Below are 22,469 nucleotides of genomic sequence, written 5' to 3' on the forward strand. Positions count from 1 at the left end.
GCAATAAGGGACAGGGAAGCACCTACTGTACGGAGTTCACAATTTTTGCCAAAAAAAGACCAAAGACGATTCCTGTCTTTGGTCCAGGGAAATGGCTCTTATTCAGAGCCGTGCGCTAAAAGTTGGCATTATTGCAGGCGTTACGCCTTGCACTTTAAAAGATAGACCAGTTAAAGGGGTTTTCCAGCCAGCGGATGGCCAGATAGTAACTGATTGTTAGCATTGTGATCGCGGCGGCAGAAACGGACAGTACGGAGTTTTCAGGAAATAATGGGAGCGAGGCGGACTGGCGTACCGGCTTGCGGGCACGCCAGGGTTACAGCATTAATTACAGAGCTTTTCTGCGCGGGCAATAATCGGTGCAAGGCTCTTTTTCTGGCCCGGATGAGCAGGATCATCAGCCAGCATTTTCTCGACAGGAACGCCTTTCATCTGCCCGGCCTTCACTTTAGCTTCCGCTTCAGCATTGAGCGGATACTGCACCAGTGTTCCGTCGTTGATGGCAAACAGGACGTTACCCTTTTCACAGCTCAACATCATCTCTTCGCGTGTGAAAGGCCAGTTTTCCTTGCCCATATCAAAACGACTGACGGTTTCGATACCGGCCATTGCACTGCTGCTGACGCCGAGTGCGATACATAATAGTGCCATCTTTTTCATCTTGCTCTGTACCTCAAACGATAAAACACAAACTAAATTGGGATAAGCTAAAACCAGACGCCCGCTCACGAAGGTTCGAGTATGGCAAACACAGCAACCACCAGCAGAACCAGCGCCGCCAGCCCGATTTCAACCAGCGTACTGTTAATAAACTGCTGCTGCGCCAGTGCTCCGCTGCGCTGAAAGCGCGGTACCAGCCAGTAGCGGTTGAACAGCGCGATGCCCATCATGATGCCAACCAACAGGGTTTTTAGCACCAGCAGCTGGCTGTACAGACGAAAAGTGACGGGCGGCCAGCCCAGCAGCAGTAGTGCATTCACTGCGCCGCTCACCAGTACCAGAATCACTGCCAGATGGCCATAACGCGAAAATCGCATCATGGTGCTGATAGCATCATAACGGCATGCCGGGTTACGGCCAGCCAACATCAAAAAGATCATCGGCAGCAGGCCCCCTGCCCAGAAAGCCGCACTCAGCAGATGCACCATCTGGTTTGTGCGCTGAAACACTCCGCCCCAGCCATCCAGCATCGCCGCATGCCCGGTAAAAGCCAGGCCAGCAAGCTGCATCACACCGCACAGCAACAGGGTTTGCTGGCGCTGGTGGCCGCGCAACAACAGTGCCAGACAACCTGATACTGCCAGCGCCAGCTGCCACTGCCAGGCGTATCCGAACTGAGTCTGTAACACCGCCAGCCAGACCTCGCTTTGCAGCGTATCCCGCCAGCCGTCACCCATCTGCCCGGTCTGTGCTGCCAGCAGCATTACCGCACTGAACAGCGTCAGCCAGACGCTGACCTTCATTAATGGCATCAGGCGGCGGGTCAGGCTGTCACGATAGCCCTTCGGGGCTAGCAGCACCGGGTAGACACCCGCCCCGACCAGCGACATCAGGGCGCAGAAATGCAGCCAGCGGCACAAAATATAGAAACCAGTCAGCGACATATTACTTCACGCTAAAGGTGTAATTCCCTTTGGTTTTATGACCGTCTACTGAGAGTACATGCCATGTCACCTTATACTCTCCGCTGGTCAGCGGCTGCTTAAACTGCACACGCAGGGTGTTGTGCTGTTGAGGATCGCGTGCGGCTTTGATCTGCTCTACCGGTTGTTTATCTGTCCGGCTGACATCCACGCCGCTGAAAGCAGGCTCAATATCTTCACTGAAGGTGACAGTCAGGGACTCGGGCCATTCACTGCCGGCTGGATTTACCGCCGTGTACTGACTTTTCAGGTGAGCATGTGCGGAAACCTGTTGAGTAAACAGCGCTGCCAGTAAGAAGCCGGAAACCTTGAAGAAATGTCGCATAAATCGCTATTATCCTTAACGAGACGCAGCGCCTTGCTGCCTGAGGCCGAAAGAATACTCTGCTTAAAAACGGGTGTCGAGGTGATAACAACTATCAATTGGCCCCCAAACTTGCTAATCAGTGCCTTCTGCATTATTTTCTGCCACATACTACGGGGGGAAATACCATGAGCTACAACCTGGCTATATTGCCGCAGGAAGAAAAAGACAAAGTTAATGTAGATCTGGCTGCAGCCGGAGTGGCATTCAAAGAACGCTATAATATGCCGGTTATCGCCGAAATGGTGGCTCGTGAACAGCCGGAAGCCCTGCAAGAGTGGTTCCGGCAGCGTCTGACACACTATCGTCAGGCCTCAATGTCGCTCTCTCGCCTGCCGTATGAACCTAAGCAAAAATAGGGGCTTGTGTTTTTTTCCCGCTTCGGTTGAGATAAGGGCCTTCCCTTACTTCTAATGGTGGGATTTCTTATGTCCAGCTGGACTATCGCGGCAGCACAGTCAGGTTCTCGTCCGGGTGATATCGACTGGAATATCCAGCATCATATTGAATTTATTCATCAGGCTGCGGCGCGTGACGTCGACCTGCTGATGTTTCCTGAACTTTCCCTGACGGGCTATGAACTTCCGCTAATGGCTGAACTGGCGCTCTCGCTCGACGATCTGCGTCTGCAAACTTTTGCTATTGCGGCACAGCAGCACCAGATGGGCATCAGCGTCGGTCTGCCGTTGAAGGCGGAGGATAATGTCCGGCTCTCCGCATTAACGTTTCTGCCGGACGGTACCCGTATTGCCTACAGCAAACGTAATCTCTACGGTCCGGAGAAAGATATTTTCACGGCTGGCAGTACGCTGCCGATGTTCGGCTATCAGCATCATCAGGTAGCGTTAGCCATCTGTGCCGATATCAGCGTTGAAGCCTATGCGCGTGATGCCGCCCAGCGCGGTGCAGACCTGTATGCCACCAGCGTGCTGGTCTCAGAACAGGGTTACGAAGCAGACTGTAGCTATCTCGCCCGCTGGTCGCGCGACTATCAAATGGCAGTGATGATGGCAAACCACGCCTGGCCTACTGGCGGCTATCTATGTGCGGGAAAAAGTGCCTTCTGGGATCCAAATGGTCGCCAGGTGATTCGCGGGGGCGAAGGCGAACAGCTGATTATCGCACGACGAGACGGTAATCATTGGCAAGGGGAGATGCTTTCGTTACCCTGCCCCTCGGTTATTTAAACGGGAGAAGGTATGTTACGCGTTATAGACACGGAAACCTGTGGCCTGCAGGGTGGTATTGTCGAAGTGGCATCGGTGGATGTGATCGACGGAAAGATCGTCAATCCGATGAGCGATCTGATCTCCCCCGACCGCCCTATCAGCCATCAGGCCATGGCGATCCATAAAATTACTGAAGCGATGGTGCAGGGAAAACCGACCATCGAGCAGGCAATTACCCGCTATCACGGCAGTCCTTACTATGTGGCGCACAATGCCAGTTTTGACCGTCGTGTACTGCCGGAGATGCCCGGCGAATGGATCTGTACTATGGCCCTCTCCCGCCGTCTGTGGCCGGGGTTGAAATACAGTAATCAGGCGCTGCGCGAATCATTACAGCTGGAAGTCACTCCTCCTGCGGAACTCCATGCTCACCGCGCGCTGTATGACTGCTACGTTACGGCGGCGCTGCTGATACGGATTATGTCATTTAGCGGCTGGGATGCGCCGGAGATGATTCGCCGCATTGAGGTGAAGGGATCGTATAACACCTTCCCGTTCGGCAAATATCGCGGGCAGAAAGTGGATGATGTGGCGAAGAAAGATCCGGGATATTTAAAGTGGATGTTGAAAAATATCACGGATCTGAAGCCCGACTTACGCAGTGCAATGCAGCGGGCGCTGAGTGCGTCGGATTAAACTGACTTCTGCGGTAACAGGCCGCTGGCAAGGGCTATCAAAAACGCATACTCCAGCGCTACCCCTTCGTAAGCTTTGAAGCGCCCTGATTTGCCGCCGTGACCGGAATCCATATCTGTGTGCAGTAACAGCAGATGATCGTCGGTCTTCAGTTCGCGCAGTTTCGCCACCCATTTTGCCGGCTCCCAATACTGTACCTGGGAATCGTGCAGACCGGTGGTGATCAACAGATGCGGATAGTCCTGTGCCGTGACGTTGTCATACGGGCTGTACTGCCTGATATAGTGATAATACTGCTCATCAGCGGGGTTCCCCCACTCATCATACTCTCCGGTGGTGAGTGGAATAGTTTCATCCAGCATCGTTGTTACCACATCAACAAACGGCACCTGTGCTACCACACCATGAAAACGCTCCGGCACCATGTTGATCACCGCTCCCATCAACAGGCCGCCTGCGCTCCCCCCCATCGCGTAGACTTTTTCCGCATTACCGTACTTTCTTGCCACCAGCGCATTGGTGGTATCAATAAAATCGTTGAAGGTGTTCATTTTATTCAGCAGACGGCCATCGTCGTACCACTGCTGGCCCATCTCACCGCCACCGCGAATGTGGGTCAGGGCAAAAACAAAACCGCGATCCAACAGGCTGAGACGGCTGGCGCTGAAATCCGCATCCATGCTGCTGCCATAGGAGCCGTAGCCGTAAACCAGCAGCGGGTTGGTTCCCGGCTGATAGCTGTCTATGCGATAAACCAGTGACACCGGCACGTCCACACCGTCACGCATGGTGATCCAGTGGCGTTCACTGCGATAACAAGCTGCATCAAAGCCTTTCACTTCAGTCTGCTTCAGTACCTGCCGCTCACCGGTATCCAGATCCAGCTCAAACAGCGTATCCGGCGTGGTCATCGACGAGTAGCCGTAACGCACTTTACTACTTTCAGGCGTCGGGTTATGGCCGATCCAGGTTACATATGCCGGATCATCAAAGGCGATGCTGGTGCTCTCTCCGCTCTGCCAGTTGATCTGACGCAGACTGGTCAGCCCCTGCTGGCGCTCCTCAACCACCAGCCAGTCCCGGAACAGTGTGTAACCTTCCAGCACGATGTTATCGCGTGGAGCAATCAGCGGCTGCCACTGCGACTCGTCGGCGCTGTCGCTGCGATAGAGTCCGAAATTTTTACCTTCACGGTTTGAACGCACATAGAAGTGGCCCTGGTAGTGATCGACGCTATATTCATGATCTTTACGGCGTGCAGAGAAGAGCTGCGGCTGCGCCTCAGGCTGAACAGCATCCAGCAACAGGATCTCGCTGGTGGTGCTGCTGCCCAGTGCAATGGCGATAAACTCTTCCGAGGTGGTTTTGTAAACGCTGACATAAAAGGTGTCATCCAGCTCTTCATAGACCAGCCGATCCTGCTGCTGGGATGTGCCGAGCGTATGCCGCCAGACCTGATAAGGCAGCAACGTTTTTTTGTCCTTCAGCACATAGTAAAGAGTTTGCGAATCACCGGCCCACGTCATTGCCGAAGAGACACCCTCCAGCACTTCCGGATACCACTCCCCGCTGGTCAGATTACAGAAGCGAATGCCGTAAACGCGGCGCGAGAGGAAATCCTCAGCCACGGCCATAATCTGGTTATCAGGGCTGATCGCCACACCACCCAGGGTATAAAACTCATGGTCAGCCGCACGCAGGTTGCCGTCCAGCAGCGTATTCCACGCCTCCGGGGTTTCCGTATCGGCTGGCTGACGGGCATAAATGGTGTATTCATTACCCTCTTCATAGCGGCTCTGATAGCGATAACCTTTTTTGACATACGGTACTGAATGGTCACGTGCCGGAATGCGCTCGATAATCTCCTGCAACAGTTCTGCCTGTAACGCCTGCTGCGGCAGAAGCTGCTGCTGACAGTAATCATTTTCAGCCCGCAGATATTCCAGCACTTCTGGTGCCTGGCGTTCGTCGTCGCGCAGCCAGTAATAGTTATCAATGCGGGTCTCGCCGTGCAGCGTCATCTGGTGGGGAATTTTCTTGGCTTTTGGAGGTGTCATAGTCTCTTCGCAGTTGCTGTGCCTGCTGTAAGGTTGGCAGCAACCCGACTGATTAACAAGCCGTTATCGTTAACCGACAGTAATTTTTAACCGGAAGTTTTTACACAGGCGATATACCCGGCATGAGGTATATCGCCTGACCGGAATCAGGCAGTAATCTTCTGCTTCTCCGCACGAATATCAGTTTCAATGGATTGGCGCACGTCCAGAGGGATCTTCAATGCATCGCCCAACGCCTGCAAATAGCTGCGCTCCATAAAGTGATCGACATCAATGACAAGGTTGCTAAGGAAGTAGACTTCCAGCGCCTCCTCCTCATTTTTTACATCAATCGCCAGCTTCTGAGGGTCGAGCGGTGAATCGATGGCGCGCTGCACCAGCTGCTCCCCCTGCGCCCCTAAACCGGACTGGCGAATATGTTCATCAATGGCCTTACGTTCTTCGCTGTCGATATGGCCATCACTCTTGGCGGCAAAGACCAGCGCCTCAATCAGCCGTTCAGCACGGCGATCCACCGGGGAGCTCTGCTGACCGAACTCTGGCTGATCCTGATGAGTTTCGCTCACCCGCTGTTTATATTTATTCCACAGCAGCGCACCCGCTGCGGCACCGCCGCCGATGATCACGGCATTTTTACCGTACTTCATCAGCAGATTACGCGAAGATTTGCTGGCAATCAGCAACCCTGCCAAGCCGCCAAGTGCGCCGGGGGCAAGCATTTTGCTTAATCCTTCGCCACCCGCTGAAGATTTACCTGCTTTGCCTAAAACCGTCTGAATCTGTTGCAGCCAGTTGCTCATTGTGAATCCTTCATTAGCGGAAAACTCCACAATAAAGCAGCCCGCGTCAGGAAACGTCAAAGGGTGAAAAGGCTGTAAAATTTCGCACAATCCATCATAACCAGCAAACAGATATCATCCGTTCAGTACGTGTTTATTTGTGAGATACGCAACTTGTCTCTACCCTCAAAGGGCAAACCACAGAGGAGGTAACACACCGATGGCATTTATAGACAACCCGTTATTTATTAATACCATCCTGCTTGGCGGCAGCAGCGAGGAGAAATTACATGCGGCCGCAGCGGCAGGTTTTAATCAGGTTGAGCTGTGGCAGCAGGATGTGGCTGAAGCGACGGGTGATGACGCAGCGCTGGCAGATCTCTGTCAGCAGCTTTCTCTGGGGCTGACGGATTACCAGGTGCTGCTGGATTTTGACGGTGCACCAGCGGATCTGCGCGCAGATAAACGCCGGGAGGCATTGCAGATGATGACAACGGCGCAACGTCTGGGGGCATCGACGCTGCTGGTACCCGCCTCTACCCATCCACAGTGCTGCGTTAACCGCATTGATGAGGATTTGGGGTGGCTGGTGAATGAGGCGGCAGATCGTGGTCTGCGTGTGGCCTATGAAGCAATGGCCTGGAGCACACATATTAATAACACAGCACAGGCATGGCAGCGCATACAGAAAATTGATGCCCCTAATCTTGGGCTGGTGGTGGATGCTTTCCATATTTTTGTGCGCCAGAGAACGCTGGCTGACCTCGCCGGTATTCCGGCAGAGAAGATTTTTTTGGTGCAGCTGTCAGATTTAGATTATCAGCCCGATGCCAGGCATCTTATCGATACCGCCCGTCATCACCGGCTCTTGCCCGGCGAGGGTAAATATCCCCTGAAGGATTTATTGCAGCATTTACAGCAGATAGATTATCGTGGCCCGCTGGGGCTGGAAGTGTTTAACGACCAGCGCCATGCTGCTAATCCCCTTATTACGGCAAAAGCAGCGATGGCGTCACTACGCGGGCTACTGTAAGACTGGTACAGATTATACTGCGCGCAACCTGGCCTCGGCAGACTCTTCGCTGTCATCAGCGGCACTGTGATTTTCCGGCAGCTTGCCGCTGCGCAGGATCTGTTGCAGAGCGTCTTTATTTTCTGCCATAAACATACCCAGAGCTTCACCCTGCTGTTCTTCAATTTCAAGCGGGCTGGCAATCAGCCAGTCAGCAAAAACTTCTGCCAGGTCGAGCATTTTGTCGTAAGCATCCGCTTCTTTTTTACTGGCAAATGTCATCTTTTCCTCACCTTTTCTGACGACAACGTATTTGATTTCAACAGCCATGGTTTTTGTCCTGTTTACCTGTATTTTTATACAGTGTATCAGCGTCGGTTTTTTGACTCAAGTGTAAAGTGCGGGATGATCACGCAAACGTTTTCGTTTATACTGCGCGCGTTTTTTCAATCCATTCAGGTAGAGATTATGACAACTCTTGGAACTGCGCTGCGACCTAATGCTACACGTGTCATGTTATTAGGATCGGGTGAACTGGGCAAAGAAGTAGCACTGGAATGCCAGCGTCTGGGTGTGGAAGTGATCGCCGTGGATCGCTATGCCGATGCCCCGGCAATGCACGTTGCCCACCGCAGCCATGTGATCAATATGCTGGATGGTGCAGCCCTTGCCGCTCTGGTTGCTCAGGAAAAACCTGACTTTGTGGTACCAGAAATTGAAGCTATCGCCACCGATATGCTGATTGAACTGGAAAAGCAGGGCCAGCACGTGGTGCCGACCGCGCGCGCCGCCAAACTGACTATGAACCGTGAAGGCATCCGCCGTCTGGCCGCTGAAGATCTGGCGCTGCCGACTTCCAGCTACCGCTTTGCCGACAGCCGCGACGCTTTCCTTGCCGCCGCTGATGAAATTGGATTCCCGTGCATCATTAAGCCGGTAATGAGCTCATCCGGCAAAGGACAGAGTTTTATTCGCGAAGCTTCACAGCTGGATGCCGCCTGGGAATATGCACAACAGGGTGGCCGTGCCGGTGCCGGTCGGGTGATCGTCGAAGGGGTGGTAAAATTTGATTTCGAAATCACTCTGCTGACCATCAGCGCTGTAGATGGTATTCATTTCTGTGCGCCTATCGGGCACCGTCAGGAAGATGGCGACTACCGGGAGTCATGGCAGCCGCAGCAGATGAGCGAGCTTGCCTTACAGCGTGCACAGGAGATAGCTGAGAAGGTGGTGAGCGCCCTCGGCGGTCGCGGGCTGTTTGGCGTTGAGCTGTTTGTCTGCGGCGATGAGGTGGTATTTAGTGAAGTGTCGCCACGCCCTCACGACACCGGCATGGTAACGCTGATCTCACAGGATCTTTCTGAATTTGCGCTGCATGTGCGCGCTTTTCTCGGCATGCCTGTTGGCGGCATCCGCCAGTATGGCCCGGCGGCATCAGCGGTGATCCTGCCGGAGCTGGAGAGCAGCAACGTGCAGTTTGCTAACCTTTCAGCGGCCGTTGGTGCAGGACTGCAACTACGTCTGTTCGGTAAGCCTGAGATCCAGGGTAAGCGCCGCCTTGGCGTGGCACTGGCTACGGGCAACAGCGTTGACGAGGCGGTAGAGCGAGCTATCAGCGCCGCAGCCAGCGTTAAAGTCAGCGGCTGAACACGGTCGATCCGGGGCGGTGTCTGCCGCCCCTTGTCATTTAGCGCGCCCCGGCCACCGCTTCCTGCGCCAGGCGGGTAATACGGTCATAGTCCCCCGCTTCCAGCGCATCAGCGGGTACCAGCCACGAGCCGCCAATACACAGCACGCTTTTCAGCGCCAGGTAGTCACGATAGTTGGCAGGTGAAATACCGCCGGTCGGGCAGAAACGCACCTGTGGGAATGGCCCGCCAATCGCCTGTAAGGCTTTGACACCGCCATTAGCTTCAGCCGGGAAAAATTTAAACTCACGCAAGCCGTAATCAAGACCGGTCATCAATTCTGACACGGTGCTGATACCGGGGATCAGCGGTACAGAACCATCCACCGCCGCTCTCAGCAGAGGTTCAGTCAGGCCTGGGCTGATAATAAACTGCGCACCGGCATCGGTGACTTCTTTTAACTGCTGCGGATTCAGTACGGTGCCGGCACCGACAATCGCTTCAGGAACTTCTCTTACCATTGCTTTTAATGCATCCAGCGCACATGGCGTGCGTAGGGTCACTTCCAGCACGCGCACACCGCCTGCTACCAGCGCTTTGGCCATGGGTACGGCATGCTCCAGCTTATTCACCACGATAACCGGCACAACCGGGCCGGTTTTCAGAATCTGTTCAGCGCTTGTTTTCCAGTTACTCATCAACGACGTTCTCCTGTCTGGCCTGCCTTCCGTCCTGGTGGAGCGTAGCAGGCAATAGTGACGCCCACGGCGTCAGGAAGTGATTGCGCGTTCTACCATACAGGAGAATTGCTGCGAGCGTCTATGCGATCATGATGTTTTTTAAAATGCAGGTTCATTTTTTATGAAGCCATATTTTGGGGGTGAAAAAGCTCTGACTACTGAGGCCGGAAACGCTTGCCAGCGTCATCATGTAGTTAACGGATTATCACGCTATAAAAAGGATTACATCCGAAGGATCAGGCAAACAGCCTGCAATGGCGGCGGGTGATATTTTATCTGACGTTAGCGGCGAATGTCCTGCAACACTCGCCGCTACTGTTAAAACGAACGGTACGGGATGCCGTTTCAAGTACCTCGCCAAAACCTGCCAAAATATGGTGCGGGTTTATTAGCGCTGATTTAGCAGAGAGCTATCAGCGCTAATGCGGGCTTATTTTTTCCGGCAGTTTAGTTTACTTATTCAAACTCATTCCACGAGCGGCCATCGCGGGTGATCATCGCAACAGAGGCCACCGGCCCCCAGGTGCCTGCCTGATAAGGCTTAGGTGGTTCATTATCCGCTGACCATGCCTCCATGATGGAGTCAACCCACTTCCAGGCCTCTTCCACTTCATCACGACGCACAAACAGCGCCTGAATACCACGCATGGTTTCCAGCAGCAGGCGCTCATAAGCATCAGCCAGATGCGACTGGTTGAAGGTTTCTGAGAAGCTCAGATCCAGCTTAGTGGTTTGCAGATTATGTTTGTGATCCAGCCCCGGCACTTTGTTCAGGATCTGAATATCCATGCCTTCATCTGGTTGCAGACGAATGGTCAGTTTGTTCTGCGGCAGTTCCTGCCAGGTCTCTTTAAACAGGTTCAGCGCCGGATTTTTGAAATAGACCACGACTTCTGAACACTTGGTTGGCAGACGTTTACCGGTACGCAGGTAGAACGGAACACCCGCCCAGCGCCAGTCGTCGATATCAACCCGAATAGAGACGAAGCTTTCCGTAGTGCTCGACTTGTTTGCCCCCTCCTCTTCCAGATAGCCAGGAACTTTCTTACCCTGAACAAATCCGGCAGTGTACTGACCGCGCACGGTTTTTTCCCGCACGTTGGTATGGTCGATACGGCGCAGCGAACGCAGCACTTTCACTTTTTCGTCGCGGATGCGGTCAGCAGAGAGATCTGCCGGCGGTGACATGGCAACCATCGTCAGCACCTGCAACAGGTGGTTCTGGATCATATCCCGCATCTGGCCCGCTTTATCGAAGTAGCCCCAGCGCCCTTCGATACCCACTTCTTCTGCCACGGTGATCTGCACGTGGTCGATGGTGCGGTTATCCCAGTTAGAGGCAAACAGCGAGTTAGCAAAACGCAGTGCCAGCAGGTTAAGCACCGTCTCTTTACCAAGATAGTGGTCAATGCGGAATACCTGATTTTCTTCGAAGTATTCACCCACCTGGTCGTTGATCTCTTGTGAGGTTGCCAGAGACGTGCCCAGCGGTTTTTCCATCACCACGCGCGCAGGCTTGGCGTTGAGCTTCGCCTGGCCCAGTCCCTTACAGATGGCACCAAAGGTGCTTGGCGGCATGGCAAAATAGTTAATCGTTACGCGTTTTTTCTGGTCGAGCATTTTACCCAGACGAGGGAAATGGCTGCTGTCAGTCACGTCCAGGTTGCAGAAATCGAGGCGACTGCTGAGTTTATCCCACAGCGTTTCGTCGATTTTCTCCTTCATAAAGGTTTCCAGCGCCTCACGCACCACTTTGGTATAGGCAGCCTTATCCCATTCCGCACGGCCAACGCCGATAATGCGCGAATCTTCATGGATTTGACCGGCTTTTTCCAGCTGATACAGTGAGGGCAACAGTTTCCGGCGTGCAAGATCGCCTTTGGCACCGAAAATTACCAGATCGCATGCCTGGGCTGTTTGTGTAACCGCCATTTCATTCTCCTCGTTGCAGGATTAGCCTGTCCCTGAAATTCCGTAGTCGGACAGACTCTTATTGTAATTTTGTTTCAATACAATGTACTGCTTTTGCCTGCTCCTCGTAAACCAGGGGAAGCGACTGCGGCACAATGTATTCAATCAATGGCTAATTTAGTGGCAACCTTCATCGCATCGCCACCAGATAGTGCGTAATTTTTCATCATTTTTGCTGCTATTCTTACCATAATGAAAATCAGACACAGCTCAAACTCTGACAAAAAATGTAAAGTAATGTCGTCATGCTACTGCCACCAGGGCTGTAGCGCATTGTATATTCTCTACAAAATGACATCGATTTCTCCTTTGATTGAAATCGTCAGAATGTATTAACGGGTAACCTAATGAATATGCTGGAAAAAATTCAATCTCAGTTGGAAATTCTGAGCAAATCAGAGCGTAAAGTTGCCGACGTCATCCTCGATTCCCCTACCGTCGCCATGCACTCCAGTATTGCCCTGCTGGCCCGCGCCGCTGGCGTCAGCGAACCAACGGTTAATCGCTTTTGTCACCGGCTAAAAACAAAGGGTTTTCCTGATTTCAAACTGCAACTGGCACAGAGTCTTGCCAACGGTACGCCTTACGTCAGCCGCAACATTGAGCATGACGATACCGTCGAGTCGTATTCAGGGAAAATTTTCGAGTCGGCGATGGCCGGGCTTGACCGGGTTAAACAGAGCCTGGATATCAACGCCGTTAATCGTGCTGTCGACCTGCTGACTCAGTCCAAAAAAATCGCTTTCTTTGGTCTGGGTGCGTCAGCGGCGGTAGCACACGATGCAATGAATAAATTTTTTCGCTTCAATGTGCCGGTGATCTATTCCGATGATATTGTGATGCAGCGTATGAGCTGCATGAATAGCGGTGAAGGCGATGTGATGGTGCTTATATCACATACTGGCCGCACCAAAAATATGGTCGAACTGGCGATGATGGCCCGGGAAAATGATGCGACGGTGCTGGCAATCACCTCCCCCGGATCGCCTCTGGCGCGCGAGGCCACACTGGCCCTGACGCTGGACGTTCCTGAAGATACCGATATCTATATGCCAATGGTTTCCCGCCTGGCGCAGCTGACGCTGATTGATGTACTCGCCACCGGTTTTACCCTGCGTCGCGGGCCGAAATTTCGCGACAATCTTAAGCGTGTCAAAGAGGCTCTGAAAGAGTCCCGGTTTGATAAAAGCCTTCCGGTTTCTGCCCTGACTGGTCAGGAATAGTTATTTTTAACAGGTCATAGCGGTTTGGGTCGAATTCATCCGCCCCATATCATATAAATAGAGATACAGCCTAAGTAGTGCTTGCTCCTGCAACACCACTCTCAAAGACAACGGAGTTATACATGTCAAGACGTCTCAGAAGAACCAAGATTGTAACTACACTGGGGCCCGCCACCGATCGCGATAATAACCTTGAAAAAGTCATCGCAGCTGGCGCCAATGTCGTTCGTCTGAACTTCTCACATGGCACACCAGAAGATCACCAGATGCGCGCCGACAAAGTACGTGAAATTGCCGCCAGGCTGGGCCGGCATGTGGCGATTCTGGGTGACCTTCAGGGGCCAAAAATCCGCGTCTCGACCTTCAAAGAAGGCAAGGTATTCCTCAATATTGGCGAACGTTTCCTGCTGGACGCCAGCCTGGGTAAAGGCGAAGGCGACCGCGAAAAAGTGGGCATCGACTATAAGGGGCTGCCTGCGGATGTGGTGCCGGGCGATATCCTGCTGCTGGATGATGGCCGTGTGCAGCTGAAAGTGCTGGAAGTACAGGGGATGAAAGTCTTCACCGAAGTCACGGTCGGTGGCCCGCTGTCGAACAATAAAGGCATTAACAAGCTGGGTGGCGGCCTGTCCGCAGAAGCACTGACCGAAAAAGATAAAGCCGATATCCTGACCGCTGCCAAAATTGGTGTGGACTATCTGGCGGTCTCGTTCCCTCGCTGTGGTGAAGACCTGAACTATGCGCGCCGTCTGGCACGGGAAGCAGGCTGTGACGCTAAAATTGTCTCTAAGGTAGAGCGTGCTGAAGCCGTAGCCAGCCAGGAAGCAATGGATGATATCATCCTCGCCTCTGATGTGGTGATGGTGGCAAGGGGCGACCTGGGTGTTGAAATTGGCGATCCGGAACTGGTCGGCATTCAGAAAGCCCTGATTCGTCGCGCACGCCAGTTAAACCGTTCGGTAATCACCGCGACCCAGATGATGGAGTCGATGATCACTAATCCAATGCCAACCCGCGCAGAGGTGATGGACGTTGCGAATGCGGTACTCGACGGCACCGATGCTGTGATGCTCTCAGCAGAAACGGCGGCAGGTCAGTACCCGGCGGAAACGGTATCAGCGATGGCGAAGGTCTGCCTGGGTGCTGAAAAGATCCCGAGCATTAACGTCTCCAAACACCGCCTTGATGTGCAGTTCGATAATATCGAAGAAGCCATTGCCATGTCAGCCATGTACGCGGCAAACCATTTGCAGGGCGTGACAGCGATTATTACCATGACTGAGTCTGGCCGCACCGCGCTGATGACTTCACGTATCACCTCAGGCCTGCCGATTTTCGCCATGTCCCGTCATGAACGTACGCTGAATCTCACCGCGCTGTACCGTGGCGTCACCCCGGTGCTGTTCGACAGCAATAACGATGGTGTCGCCGCTGCGCACGATGCTATCAACCTGCTGCGTGAGAAAGGCTTCCTGATGTCAGGCGACCTGGTTATCGTCACCCAGGGCGATGTGATGAGCACCACCGGCACCACCAATACCAGCCGTGTACTGCGCGTTGAGTAATACCGTGTAAACGATATTGGGCCGTAAACGGCCCAATATTTCACCAGAATCTCTCATCCTGCTCCAATCCCTTCGACTTACCGACTGCCCGATTCCATCTGTACACTTCTGACATCTCTCATACTGAACTATTTTATTTAGCGGAATGTTAGCCTCAGGTTAAACAACACTCTGCAAAATCACATTAATGCAGTGTTTTCCGGTCAAAATGCGATATGTTAGCGCGGCGATCTAAGCAGAGATGCATCCTGAATTAAATCACCCCTGGAGGGAGCCAGAATGGCGTCATTTGTACCCGTGTCGAGCCTCACCCGCCGACACCTGATTTTTCCGTTATCGCTCGTCCTTTTCGAATTCGCCACTTATATTGCTCATGACATGATCCAGCCCGGGATGCTGCTGGTCACTCAGGAGTTTCACGTCGGCCCGGAGTGGGTATCCGCCTCACTGACCGCCTACCTGGTTGGCGGCATTGTATTGCAGTGGCTGCTTGGCCCGCTGTCAGACAAGCTCGGTCGCCGCCCGGTGATGCTCTCAGGAGTCGCCTTCTTTATGGTGACCTGCTTTGCCACTCACTGGGTGCAGAGCATTGAGCAATTTATTCTGCTGCGTTTTTTACAGGGTATCAGCCTCTGCTTTATTGGTGCGGTAGGCTATGCCGCCATTCAGGAAGCATTTGATGAAGCATTAAGCGTGCGTCTGATGGCGCTGATGGCAAACGTTGCACTGCTGGCACCGCTGGCAGGCCCGCTGGCCGGTGCGGCATTTCTGGAGATTGGCGAGTGGCGTACCATGTTCTGGCTATTTGGCGGCGTCACGGCCCTCGCTCTGCTGGGCCTGTGGCGCACCATGCCGGAAACATCCGGCGACAGGGAGATGTCGCTATCACTCCCTTCACTGGGCAGAGGCTATCTCTCGTTGCTGAAAGACCGTCAGGTAATGAGCGGCTCACTGGCTATTGGCCTGGTCAGCATCCCCTGTCTGGCCTGGGTGGCGCTCTCACCGGTAATCCTGATCCATGACGAAGGATTGACGCGTCTCGACTACGCGCTGTTGCAGCTTCCCGTCTTCGTCGCCATGATTGCCGGAAACCTGACACTGAGCAGGCTGGCATCTCGCGTCCCCATCGATCGCCCGCTACGGCTGGGTGCCTGGCCGATCCTGCTGGGCCTGGGGATCGCCGCACTGGCCTGTATTATCGATAAGCACAGCTATTTGTGGCTGACAGCGGGTCTGAGTCTGTATGGCTTTGGCACCGGGCTGGTCAACGCCGGGCTGTATCGTTTGACGTTATTTTCCAGCCAGTCAGGCAAGGGCAGCGTGGCCGCTATGCTCGGCATGGTGAGTATTCTGGTATTTGCCCTGGGAATTGAGCTGGCGAAGTTTGCCTATTTCAGTGACGGAGCGCGCGCTTTTAGTCTGGTTAACCTGGCCTGTGGCCTGGTGTGGTTCGTGCTGGTACGCGCTTTTCTGCGGGAGTGGAAACGCCGTTCATCGCTAAACTAAATTGAAAGCCAGGGGCAACCAATAATGTGTTGCCCCTGCACGTGTTACTTTTTCTTCGGATAGAGTTCCTGACGATCGTAAGGCTCTTTTTCACCCGGTTTACGCGTTTTCAGCAGCTTGAGTATCCAGGTATACTGCTCAGGATGAGGACGGACAAAATCTTCCACTTCTTTGTTCAGACGGCGCGCCTGCGATACGTCATCGGAATCCGGCAGGTCATCCATTGGCGGCCGCAGATAAATATCCAGACTGTGAGTTTTGCTGTCATACACCGGGAACAACGGCACGACTTTGGCCCGGCAGACTTTCATCATCCGGCCAACAGCAGGTAACGTGGCTTTGTAAGTGTCAAAGAATTCGACAAATTCACTCTGCTCCGCACCGTGATCCTGATCCGGCAGATAATAACCCCAGTAACCCTGACGAATAGACATGATAAACGGCTTAATGCCGTCGTTACGCGCATGCATTCGCCCCCCGAAACGGCGCCGAACCCGATTCCAGACATAGTCCATCACCGGATTGCTCTGGTTATGGAACATCGCGGCCATCGGCTGGCCTTCAGATGCCAGCACCATCGCAGGCAGGTCAACTGCCCAGGCATGGGGTACGAGGAAAATAACGTTTTGCCCGTTACTTTGTAACTCATCGATGATCTCGCGTCCGTGCCAGCGAATACGCTTCTTTGCGCTCTCAGGACGCAGCGCCAGTTCGGCCATCATCGCCATCGACTGAGGAGCAACGGCAAACATCTCGTCAATGATCGCTTCGCGCTCGGTTTCGGATTTATCGGTCAGGCAATACAACAGGTTAATCTGCGCACGACGGCGCGCACTGCGGGCAAGTTTCCCTGCCGCACGGCCTAAAGCGCCCAGTAACGGATCGCGCAGACGTGGGGATACCAGTGCCAGACTGGCAAACGCTCCCACACCCAGCCAGCTTCCCCAGTAGCGTGGCAATAAGAAACTCTTTTTGAAGGTAGGAATAAATTCAATATTACTTTTTTTTCTGTTTTCCATGCACTGGCCTCGAACAATAACGGGCTTATGATAGTGCTGAAGAGCAATTTTGCAAAGTTATTGGCTCGAATGCTTCTGTTTACTCTAAAAAAAAGCCGATGGATCACCCATCGGCCTTTTTATGTGCAGCAATAATCAGAATTTAAGCTGAGGTGTTACTTCACGAACCTTAGCCAGATAATCACGACGCTCTTTACCTGTCAGCCCTTCCATACGTGGAAGTTTAGCCGTCAGCGGGTTAACAGCCTGATTGTTAATCCAGATTTCAAAGTGCAGATGCGGCCCCGTAGAGCGCCCGGTGTTACCAGAGAGCGCAAGGCGATCGCCACGTTTAACTTTCTGCCCCGGCTTTACCAGCAGCTTTTTCAAGTGCATATAGCGGGTCATATACTGACGCCCATGACGTACGGCAACGTAGTTACCCGCCCCACCGCTGCGTTTTGCCACGATAACTTCACCATCGCCAACGGCAAGTACAGGCGTGCCTACCGGCAAGGCAAAATCCACGCCTTTATGCGGCGCAATGCGCCCGGTGACCGGATTCAGACGTCGTGGATTGAAATTAGATGACACGCGATACTGCTTAACGGTGGGAAAACGCATAAATCCACGCGCCAGACCAGAACCGTTAAGATCGTAAAACTTGCGATCTTCCGCGCGAATAGCGTAATAATCTTTATTACCGCTGTTCAGACGCACCCCAGCGAGTTCGCTCTGTTCACTTTTTCCGTTGAGTATTTCACGAGACATCAGCACCGAGAACCGGTCGCCGTTGCGCAATTTGCGGAAATCCATCTGCCATTGCAGCGCTTTAATCACCGCGCTGATTTCAGCGTTAGTCAGCCCTGCTTTTTTAGCGCTGCTGACAAAGCTACCGTTAACCACACCGTGCAGCACCTGGTTCTGCCACTCTCCCGCCTGTACGGCAGAAGATGATTTGTAGCCATCACCAGAACGATCATAGGTGCGCGTTTCGCGGCGGGACACTTCCCAGCTGACACGCTGTAAATCACCGTTGTCGTTCAGCGACCATGAAAGCTGCTGCCCCACCTGTAAGTTGCGCAGATCTTTATCGCTTTTCACCAGCTTATTAATTTCCGACATATCAATGCCGTACTGATTTAATACGCTGCTGAGGGTATCGCCGGTTGAAATAACGTAATCATGTGTTCCGCTCTCATCCGGTACATCCTGGTCGATCTCATCTTTTGGCGCATCATCAGCCGGAGAGGGAGTATCCTGATCGATAGGTTCACTGGCTTCCGGAAGTAAAGTTCGAAGCTGATTTTTCTCAAGCTCAACGGTTTTGACAATCGGGCTTTCGTTACCGGGATGATAGACGTAAGGCTGCCACAGAGAGACAGCCAGCGTGACTACGGTAAGCGACCCCAGCATAATGCGATGGGGCCGGGGTAAGTTGTTGAACGCCATGGCGACAGCGCGGGATATCTGCTGCACTTAAATGATCCTCTATTCTCCTTTCAGGCAGCTCGCATACTGGCTGGACAACTGTGAGAGGAATGTCACATAGCTGTCTCTACCTGGAGTGATATCCGTCCCGAGGGGATCCAGAGTGCCCGAACGCACGGTGGTTCCTCTGGCAACGGCTTCAATCACGGCCGGCCTGAATTGTGGTTCAGCAAAAACGCAGGCTGCTTTCTGCTCAACCAACTGTGTTCGTATTTGATGTAAACGCTGCGCGCCGGGCTGGATCTCAGGGTTGACGGTAAAATGACCTAATGGAGTCAGACCGAAGTGTTTTTCAAAGTATGTGTAAGCATCATGAAAAACGAAATACCCTTTGCCTTTAACCGGGGCCAGCTGATTACTGATTTTCGCATCGGCTGACGCCAATTCTGCCTCAAAGTGATGCAGGTTTGCGTCTAGTTTGTCCTTGCTTTGCGGCATAAGTTCCAATAATTTGCCATGGATTGCAATCGCAGTTTGTCTTGATATGTCAGGAGACATCCAAAGGTGCATATTATACTCACCGTGATGGTGGTGATCATGGCTGTCAGCGGCCGCGTGTGAGTGCCCTGCATGAGACTCATGCTCTTCTTCTTCTTCGTCTTCTCCGCCCTTAAGCAGCAAGGGTTTCACACCAGGAAGAGCACTCATTTCAACGGTTTTTTGTGCGGGAAAACCGGCAACGGATTTAGTCATAAATGCTTCCATTTCCGGGCCAACCCATACCACTAAATCCGCGCTCTGTAAGCGTTTGATGTCTGAAGGTCGTAATGCATAATCATGCTCGGATGCGCCATCAGGTAGCAGTACTTTTACCGGTGTAACGCCGTCGGCGATGGCCGCAGCGATAAAGCCAACAGGTTTAACGGAGGCCACGACATCGGCATGAGCAGGCAGAGTAAGCGAAGCGGCCAGACTGAGGCCCGCAAGCGTTGAAAAGGCACGTCTTTTTTTATGTAACATAATGATTCAATCCATCGTGAATAGCTGATGGAGTGTGATATTATAACATTCGAAAATTTCTGCAACCAGTAATCAATATGTCATCTTTGATCGCCCTTGAAAAAATTTCTGTGAGCTTTGGTGAGCGCCGCGTCCTGTCTGACGTGTCACTTTCACTGCAACCTGGCCGAATTCTGACCCTGCTCGGGCCGAACGGCGCGGGGAAATCTACGCTGGTGCGCGTGGTTCTGGGGCTGCTTGCTCCAACGTCCGGCACCCTGCTGCGCCCGGCACATCTGCGTATTGGCTATGTGCCGCAAAAAATTCATCTCGACGTCACCCTTCCCTTGAGCGTCGCACGCTTTATGCGTCTGCGCCCCGGAGTGAAATCGGCTGATATTTTGCCGGCGTTGAAGCGAGTACAGGCTGCTCATCTGCTGGAATATCCGCTGCAAAAACTCTCCGGCGGCGAAATGCAGCGCGTACTGCTGGCACGAGCGCTGCTCAATCAGCCGCAGCTGCTGGTACTCGACGAGCCAACTCAGGGCGTTGATGTCAACGGTCAGGTGGCGCTGTACGATTTGATTGACCAGCTACGCCGGGAACTGAACTGCGGAGTGATGATGGTTTCTCACGATCTGCACCTGGTGATGGCAAAAACCGACGAGGTTCTCTGTCTCAATCACCATATCTGCTGCTCAGGTACGCCGGAGGCCGTCTCCAAACACCCGGAGTTTATTTCGATGTTTGGCCAACGTGGCGCAGAACAGCTGGCCATTTACCGCCATAACCACAACCATCGTCACGATCTTCAGGGTCGAATTATTTTGCGCAAAGGGATCGGCCGTCATGATTGAGTTATTACTTCCGGGCTGGCTGGCAGGTGTATTACTGGCCCTGGCAGCGGGTCCGCTGGGTTCGTTTGTCGTCTGGCGTCGTATGTCCTATTTTGGCGACACGCTGGCTCATGCTTCCCTGCTGGGTGTCGCCTTCGGCCTGCTGCTTAATATCAGTCCATTTTATGCGGTCATCGCCGTCACGCTGCTGCTGTCTCTGGTGCTGGTATGGCTGGAGCGTCGTCCTCATCTGGCCATTGATACACTGCTGGGAATAATGGCCCACAGCGCATTATCACTGGGGATGGTGGTCGTCAGCCTGATGTCGGATGTGCGGGTGGATCTGATGGCCTATCTGTTTGGCGATCTGCTGGCGGTGACACCAACCGATCTGTGGACAATTGTGGCGGGAGTGGCCGTCGTATTGCTGCTGCTGATGTGGCAATGGCGCGCTCTGCTGTCAATCACCATCAGCCCTGAACTGGCACAGGTGGATGGCGTCAATATCCAGCGCACCAAAATGATTCTGATGCTGATTACTGCGCTGACAATCGGGGTAGCGATGAAGTTTGTCGGGGCGTTGATTATCACCTCGCTGCTGATTATCCCTGCCGCCACCGCACGCCGCTTTGCCCGTTCGCCGGAGCAGATGGCCACAATAGCCGTGGTGGTGGGGATTCTGGCGGTCACCGCCGGGCTGACCTTCTCCGCCTTCTACGATACCCCAGCGGGCCCTTCCGTGGTGCTGGGTGCAGCAGTAATGTTTATGCTAAGTATGGTGAAGAAACCGGCGGTATAAATCCGCCGTTTTCCCACGGCGAGGTATGCCTCGCCCCTATTGTGATTCAGGACGGTCAATGCCGAAATGCTTGTACGCATGATGAGTCGCCATACGGCCACGCGGGGTGCGCTGAATAAAGCCCTGCTGAATCAGATACGGCTCCAGCACGTCCTCAATGGTTTCACGCTCTTCACCAATCGCTGCCGCAAGGTTATCCAGCCCGACCGGGCCACCCATAAATTTATCGATAATTGCCAGCAGCAGTTTGCGATCCATATAGTCAAAGCCTTCCGTATCAACACTCAGCATATCCAGCGCTTTTGACGTAACATCGCCGCTCATGCTTCCGGCCGCGCGCACTTCAGAGAAGTCACGCACCCGGCGCAGCAACCGGTTAGCAATACGCGGCGTACCGCGGGCACGGCGGGCAATCTCTAGCGCACCTTCATCACTGAGCGGCAGGCCGAGACATGAGGCACTTCGTGCCACAATATGCTGTAAGTCTTCCACCCGATAAAACTCCAGGCGCTGCACAATGCCGAAACGGTCACGCAGCGGTGACGTCAGGGATCCGGCACGTGTGGTAGCACCAATCAGGGTGAACGGTGGCAGATCGAGCTTGATGGAGCGCGCACCCGGCCCCTCACCGATCATGATATCCAGCTGATAATCTTCCATCGCCGGATACAGCACTTCTTCCACCACTGGCGAAAGGCGATGGATCTCATCGATAAACAGCACATCATGAGGCTCAAGGTTGGTCAGCATCGCCGCCAGATCGCCCGCTTTTTCCAGCACCGGGCCGGACGTGGTGCGCAGGTTCACCCCCATCTCGTTAGCGACAATATTCGCCAGCGTGGTTTTCCCCAGCCCCGGAGGGCCGAAGATCAACAGATGGTCAAGGGCATCACCGCGATTTTTAGCCGCCTCGATGAAGATCTCCATCTGTTCGCGTACCACCGGCTGGCCGACATACTCCGCCAGCAATTTCGGGCGGATAGCGCGGTCGATAACTTCTTCTTCAGTGATAACCCCGGCGGAGACCAGGCGATCGGCTTCAATCATGATCTA

22 protein-coding genes are annotated in these 22,469 nt (G+C 53.5%); 10 read left to right on the plus strand and 12 right to left on the minus strand.

Translation table 11 applies throughout. From position 1 onward, the window contains the following. Positions 1 to 324: 324 nt before the first annotated feature. The 3 genes from GN242_RS11335 to copC all read right to left on the minus strand — a co-directional run bounded on the left by GN242_RS11335 (position 325) and on the right by copC (position 1,968). Positions 325 to 660 carry a YebY family protein gene (locus GN242_RS11335; protein WP_154750994.1) on the minus strand — a complete coding sequence of 112 codons (336 nt, stop codon included), beginning with the start codon at positions 658 to 660 and terminating at the stop codon, positions 325 to 327. A 65-nt stretch (positions 661 to 725) separates the two neighbouring features. Beyond that, positions 726 to 1,604 (minus strand): copper homeostasis membrane protein CopD, encoded by an 879-nt coding sequence (copD, locus tag GN242_RS11340; protein WP_156287500.1) that lies wholly within the window; start codon positions 1,602 to 1,604, stop codon positions 726 to 728. Between the two features lies 1 nt (position 1,605). Then, the gene (gene copC / locus GN242_RS11345) at positions 1,606 to 1,968 is read right to left on the minus strand and encodes a copper homeostasis periplasmic binding protein CopC (protein ID WP_154750992.1); all 363 of its coding nucleotides are present in this window, start codon (positions 1,966 to 1,968) and stop codon (positions 1,606 to 1,608) included. 167 nt (positions 1,969 to 2,135) lie between these two features. On the opposite strand from copC, the gene GN242_RS11350 reads away from it, so the two are divergent. From GN242_RS11350 to exoX, 3 genes are all read left to right on the plus strand, one after another. Continuing rightward, positions 2,136 to 2,366 carry a DNA polymerase III subunit theta gene (locus GN242_RS11350; protein ID WP_154750991.1) on the plus strand — a complete coding sequence of 77 codons (231 nt, stop codon included), beginning with the start codon at positions 2,136 to 2,138 and terminating at the stop codon, positions 2,364 to 2,366. A gap of 69 nt (positions 2,367 to 2,435) precedes the next feature. Continuing rightward, a complete protein-coding gene (locus GN242_RS11355) occupies positions 2,436 to 3,194 on the plus strand; it encodes a carbon-nitrogen hydrolase family protein (protein WP_154750990.1) in 759 nt (252 codons plus the stop codon). Between the two features lie 12 nt (positions 3,195 to 3,206). Next, on the plus strand, positions 3,207 to 3,872 hold the full coding sequence (gene exoX, locus GN242_RS11360) for an exodeoxyribonuclease X (RefSeq protein WP_154750989.1): 666 nt from the start codon (positions 3,207 to 3,209) through the stop codon (positions 3,870 to 3,872). Here the strand turns inward: exoX and GN242_RS11365 are convergent. Together GN242_RS11365 and GN242_RS11370 are read right to left on the minus strand one after the other, a co-directional pair. Beyond that, positions 3,869 to 5,929, minus strand: coding sequence for a prolyl oligopeptidase family serine peptidase (locus GN242_RS11365; RefSeq protein ID WP_156287501.1), 2,061 nt, complete (start codon positions 5,927 to 5,929; stop codon positions 3,869 to 3,871). The genes exoX and GN242_RS11365 overlap by 4 nt on opposite strands. A gap of 146 nt (positions 5,930 to 6,075) precedes the next feature. After that, on the minus strand, positions 6,076 to 6,729 hold the full coding sequence (locus tag GN242_RS11370; protein ID WP_154750987.1) for a tellurite resistance TerB family protein: 654 nt from the start codon (positions 6,727 to 6,729) through the stop codon (positions 6,076 to 6,078). 199 nt (positions 6,730 to 6,928) lie between these two features. Between GN242_RS11370 and GN242_RS11375 the strand changes: the two genes are divergently transcribed. Next, on the plus strand, positions 6,929 to 7,741 hold the full coding sequence (locus tag GN242_RS11375) for a sugar phosphate isomerase/epimerase family protein (RefSeq protein WP_156287502.1): 813 nt from the start codon (positions 6,929 to 6,931) through the stop codon (positions 7,739 to 7,741). Positions 7,742 to 7,753: 12 nt separating this feature from the next. Here the strand turns inward: GN242_RS11375 and GN242_RS11380 are convergent, their stop codons facing one another. Continuing rightward, the gene (locus GN242_RS11380) at positions 7,754 to 8,050 is read right to left on the minus strand and encodes a YebG family protein (RefSeq protein WP_154750985.1); all 297 of its coding nucleotides are present in this window, start codon (positions 8,048 to 8,050) and stop codon (positions 7,754 to 7,756) included. A 138-nt stretch (positions 8,051 to 8,188) separates the two neighbouring features. Between GN242_RS11380 and purT the strand changes: the two genes are divergently transcribed. Continuing rightward, on the plus strand, positions 8,189 to 9,367 hold the full coding sequence (purT, locus tag GN242_RS11385; protein WP_154750984.1) for a formate-dependent phosphoribosylglycinamide formyltransferase: 1,179 nt from the start codon (positions 8,189 to 8,191) through the stop codon (positions 9,365 to 9,367). Between the two features lie 40 nt (positions 9,368 to 9,407). Here purT and GN242_RS11390 read toward each other — a convergent pair whose 3' ends face one another. Both GN242_RS11390 and zwf read right to left on the minus strand, forming a co-directional pair. Further along, positions 9,408 to 10,046: a bifunctional 4-hydroxy-2-oxoglutarate aldolase/2-dehydro-3-deoxy-phosphogluconate aldolase gene (locus GN242_RS11390; protein WP_154750983.1), complete on the minus strand. Its 639-nt coding sequence runs from the start codon at positions 10,044 to 10,046 to the stop codon at positions 9,408 to 9,410. Positions 10,047 to 10,544: 498 nt separating this feature from the next. After that, complete coding sequence (gene zwf, locus GN242_RS11395) at positions 10,545 to 12,020, minus strand: glucose-6-phosphate dehydrogenase (protein ID WP_154750982.1); 1,476 nt, start codon at positions 12,018 to 12,020, stop codon at positions 10,545 to 10,547. A 386-nt stretch (positions 12,021 to 12,406) separates the two neighbouring features. Here zwf and GN242_RS11400 point away from each other — a divergent pair, with 386 nt between their 5' ends. The 3 genes from GN242_RS11400 to GN242_RS11410 all read left to right on the plus strand — a co-directional run bounded on the left by GN242_RS11400 (position 12,407) and on the right by GN242_RS11410 (position 16,353). Further along, a complete protein-coding gene (locus GN242_RS11400) occupies positions 12,407 to 13,282 on the plus strand; it encodes a MurR/RpiR family transcriptional regulator (protein WP_154750981.1) in 876 nt (291 codons plus the stop codon). 122 nt (positions 13,283 to 13,404) lie between these two features. Continuing rightward, positions 13,405 to 14,847 carry a pyruvate kinase gene (gene pyk / locus GN242_RS11405; RefSeq protein WP_154750980.1) on the plus strand — a complete coding sequence of 481 codons (1,443 nt, stop codon included), beginning with the start codon at positions 13,405 to 13,407 and terminating at the stop codon, positions 14,845 to 14,847. A 279-nt stretch (positions 14,848 to 15,126) separates the two neighbouring features. Continuing rightward, positions 15,127 to 16,353, plus strand: coding sequence for an MFS transporter (locus tag GN242_RS11410; protein WP_154750979.1), 1,227 nt, complete (start codon positions 15,127 to 15,129; stop codon positions 16,351 to 16,353). Positions 16,354 to 16,397: 44 nt separating this feature from the next. Here the strand turns inward: GN242_RS11410 and lpxM are convergent, their stop codons facing one another. The 3 genes from lpxM to znuA form a co-directional block, all read right to left on the minus strand. Beyond that, positions 16,398 to 17,372 (minus strand): lauroyl-Kdo(2)-lipid IV(A) myristoyltransferase, encoded by a 975-nt coding sequence (gene lpxM / locus GN242_RS11415; RefSeq protein WP_154750978.1) that lies wholly within the window; start codon positions 17,370 to 17,372, stop codon positions 16,398 to 16,400. 135 nt (positions 17,373 to 17,507) lie between these two features. Continuing rightward, positions 17,508 to 18,830, minus strand: a complete 1,323-nt coding sequence (gene mepM / locus GN242_RS11420) for a murein DD-endopeptidase MepM (RefSeq protein ID WP_156287503.1) — start codon at positions 18,828 to 18,830, stop codon at positions 17,508 to 17,510. Positions 18,831 to 18,842: 12 nt separating this feature from the next. Then, the gene (gene znuA, locus GN242_RS11425) at positions 18,843 to 19,802 is read right to left on the minus strand and encodes a zinc ABC transporter substrate-binding protein ZnuA (protein WP_154750977.1); all 960 of its coding nucleotides are present in this window, start codon (positions 19,800 to 19,802) and stop codon (positions 18,843 to 18,845) included. Between the two features lie 77 nt (positions 19,803 to 19,879). Here znuA and znuC point away from each other — a divergent pair, with 77 nt between their 5' ends. Together znuC and znuB are read left to right on the plus strand one after the other, a co-directional pair. Beyond that, positions 19,880 to 20,638: a zinc ABC transporter ATP-binding protein ZnuC gene (gene znuC / locus GN242_RS11430; RefSeq protein ID WP_154750976.1), complete on the plus strand. Its 759-nt coding sequence runs from the start codon at positions 19,880 to 19,882 to the stop codon at positions 20,636 to 20,638. Beyond that, positions 20,631 to 21,416, plus strand: a complete 786-nt coding sequence (gene znuB, locus GN242_RS11435) for a zinc ABC transporter permease subunit ZnuB (RefSeq protein WP_154750975.1) — start codon at positions 20,631 to 20,633, stop codon at positions 21,414 to 21,416. The genes znuC and znuB overlap by 8 nt, the downstream gene beginning before the upstream one ends. A 36-nt stretch (positions 21,417 to 21,452) precedes the next feature. On the opposite strand, the gene ruvB is transcribed toward znuB, so the two are convergent. Beyond that, on the minus strand, positions 21,453 to 22,463 hold the full coding sequence (ruvB, locus tag GN242_RS11440; RefSeq protein WP_154750974.1) for a Holliday junction branch migration DNA helicase RuvB: 1,011 nt from the start codon (positions 22,461 to 22,463) through the stop codon (positions 21,453 to 21,455). Positions 22,464 to 22,469 lie beyond the last annotated feature (6 nt).

This window comes from Erwinia sorbitola, from assembly GCF_009738185.1.
Lineage (GTDB): Bacteria > Pseudomonadota > Gammaproteobacteria > Enterobacterales > Enterobacteriaceae > Erwinia > Erwinia sorbitola.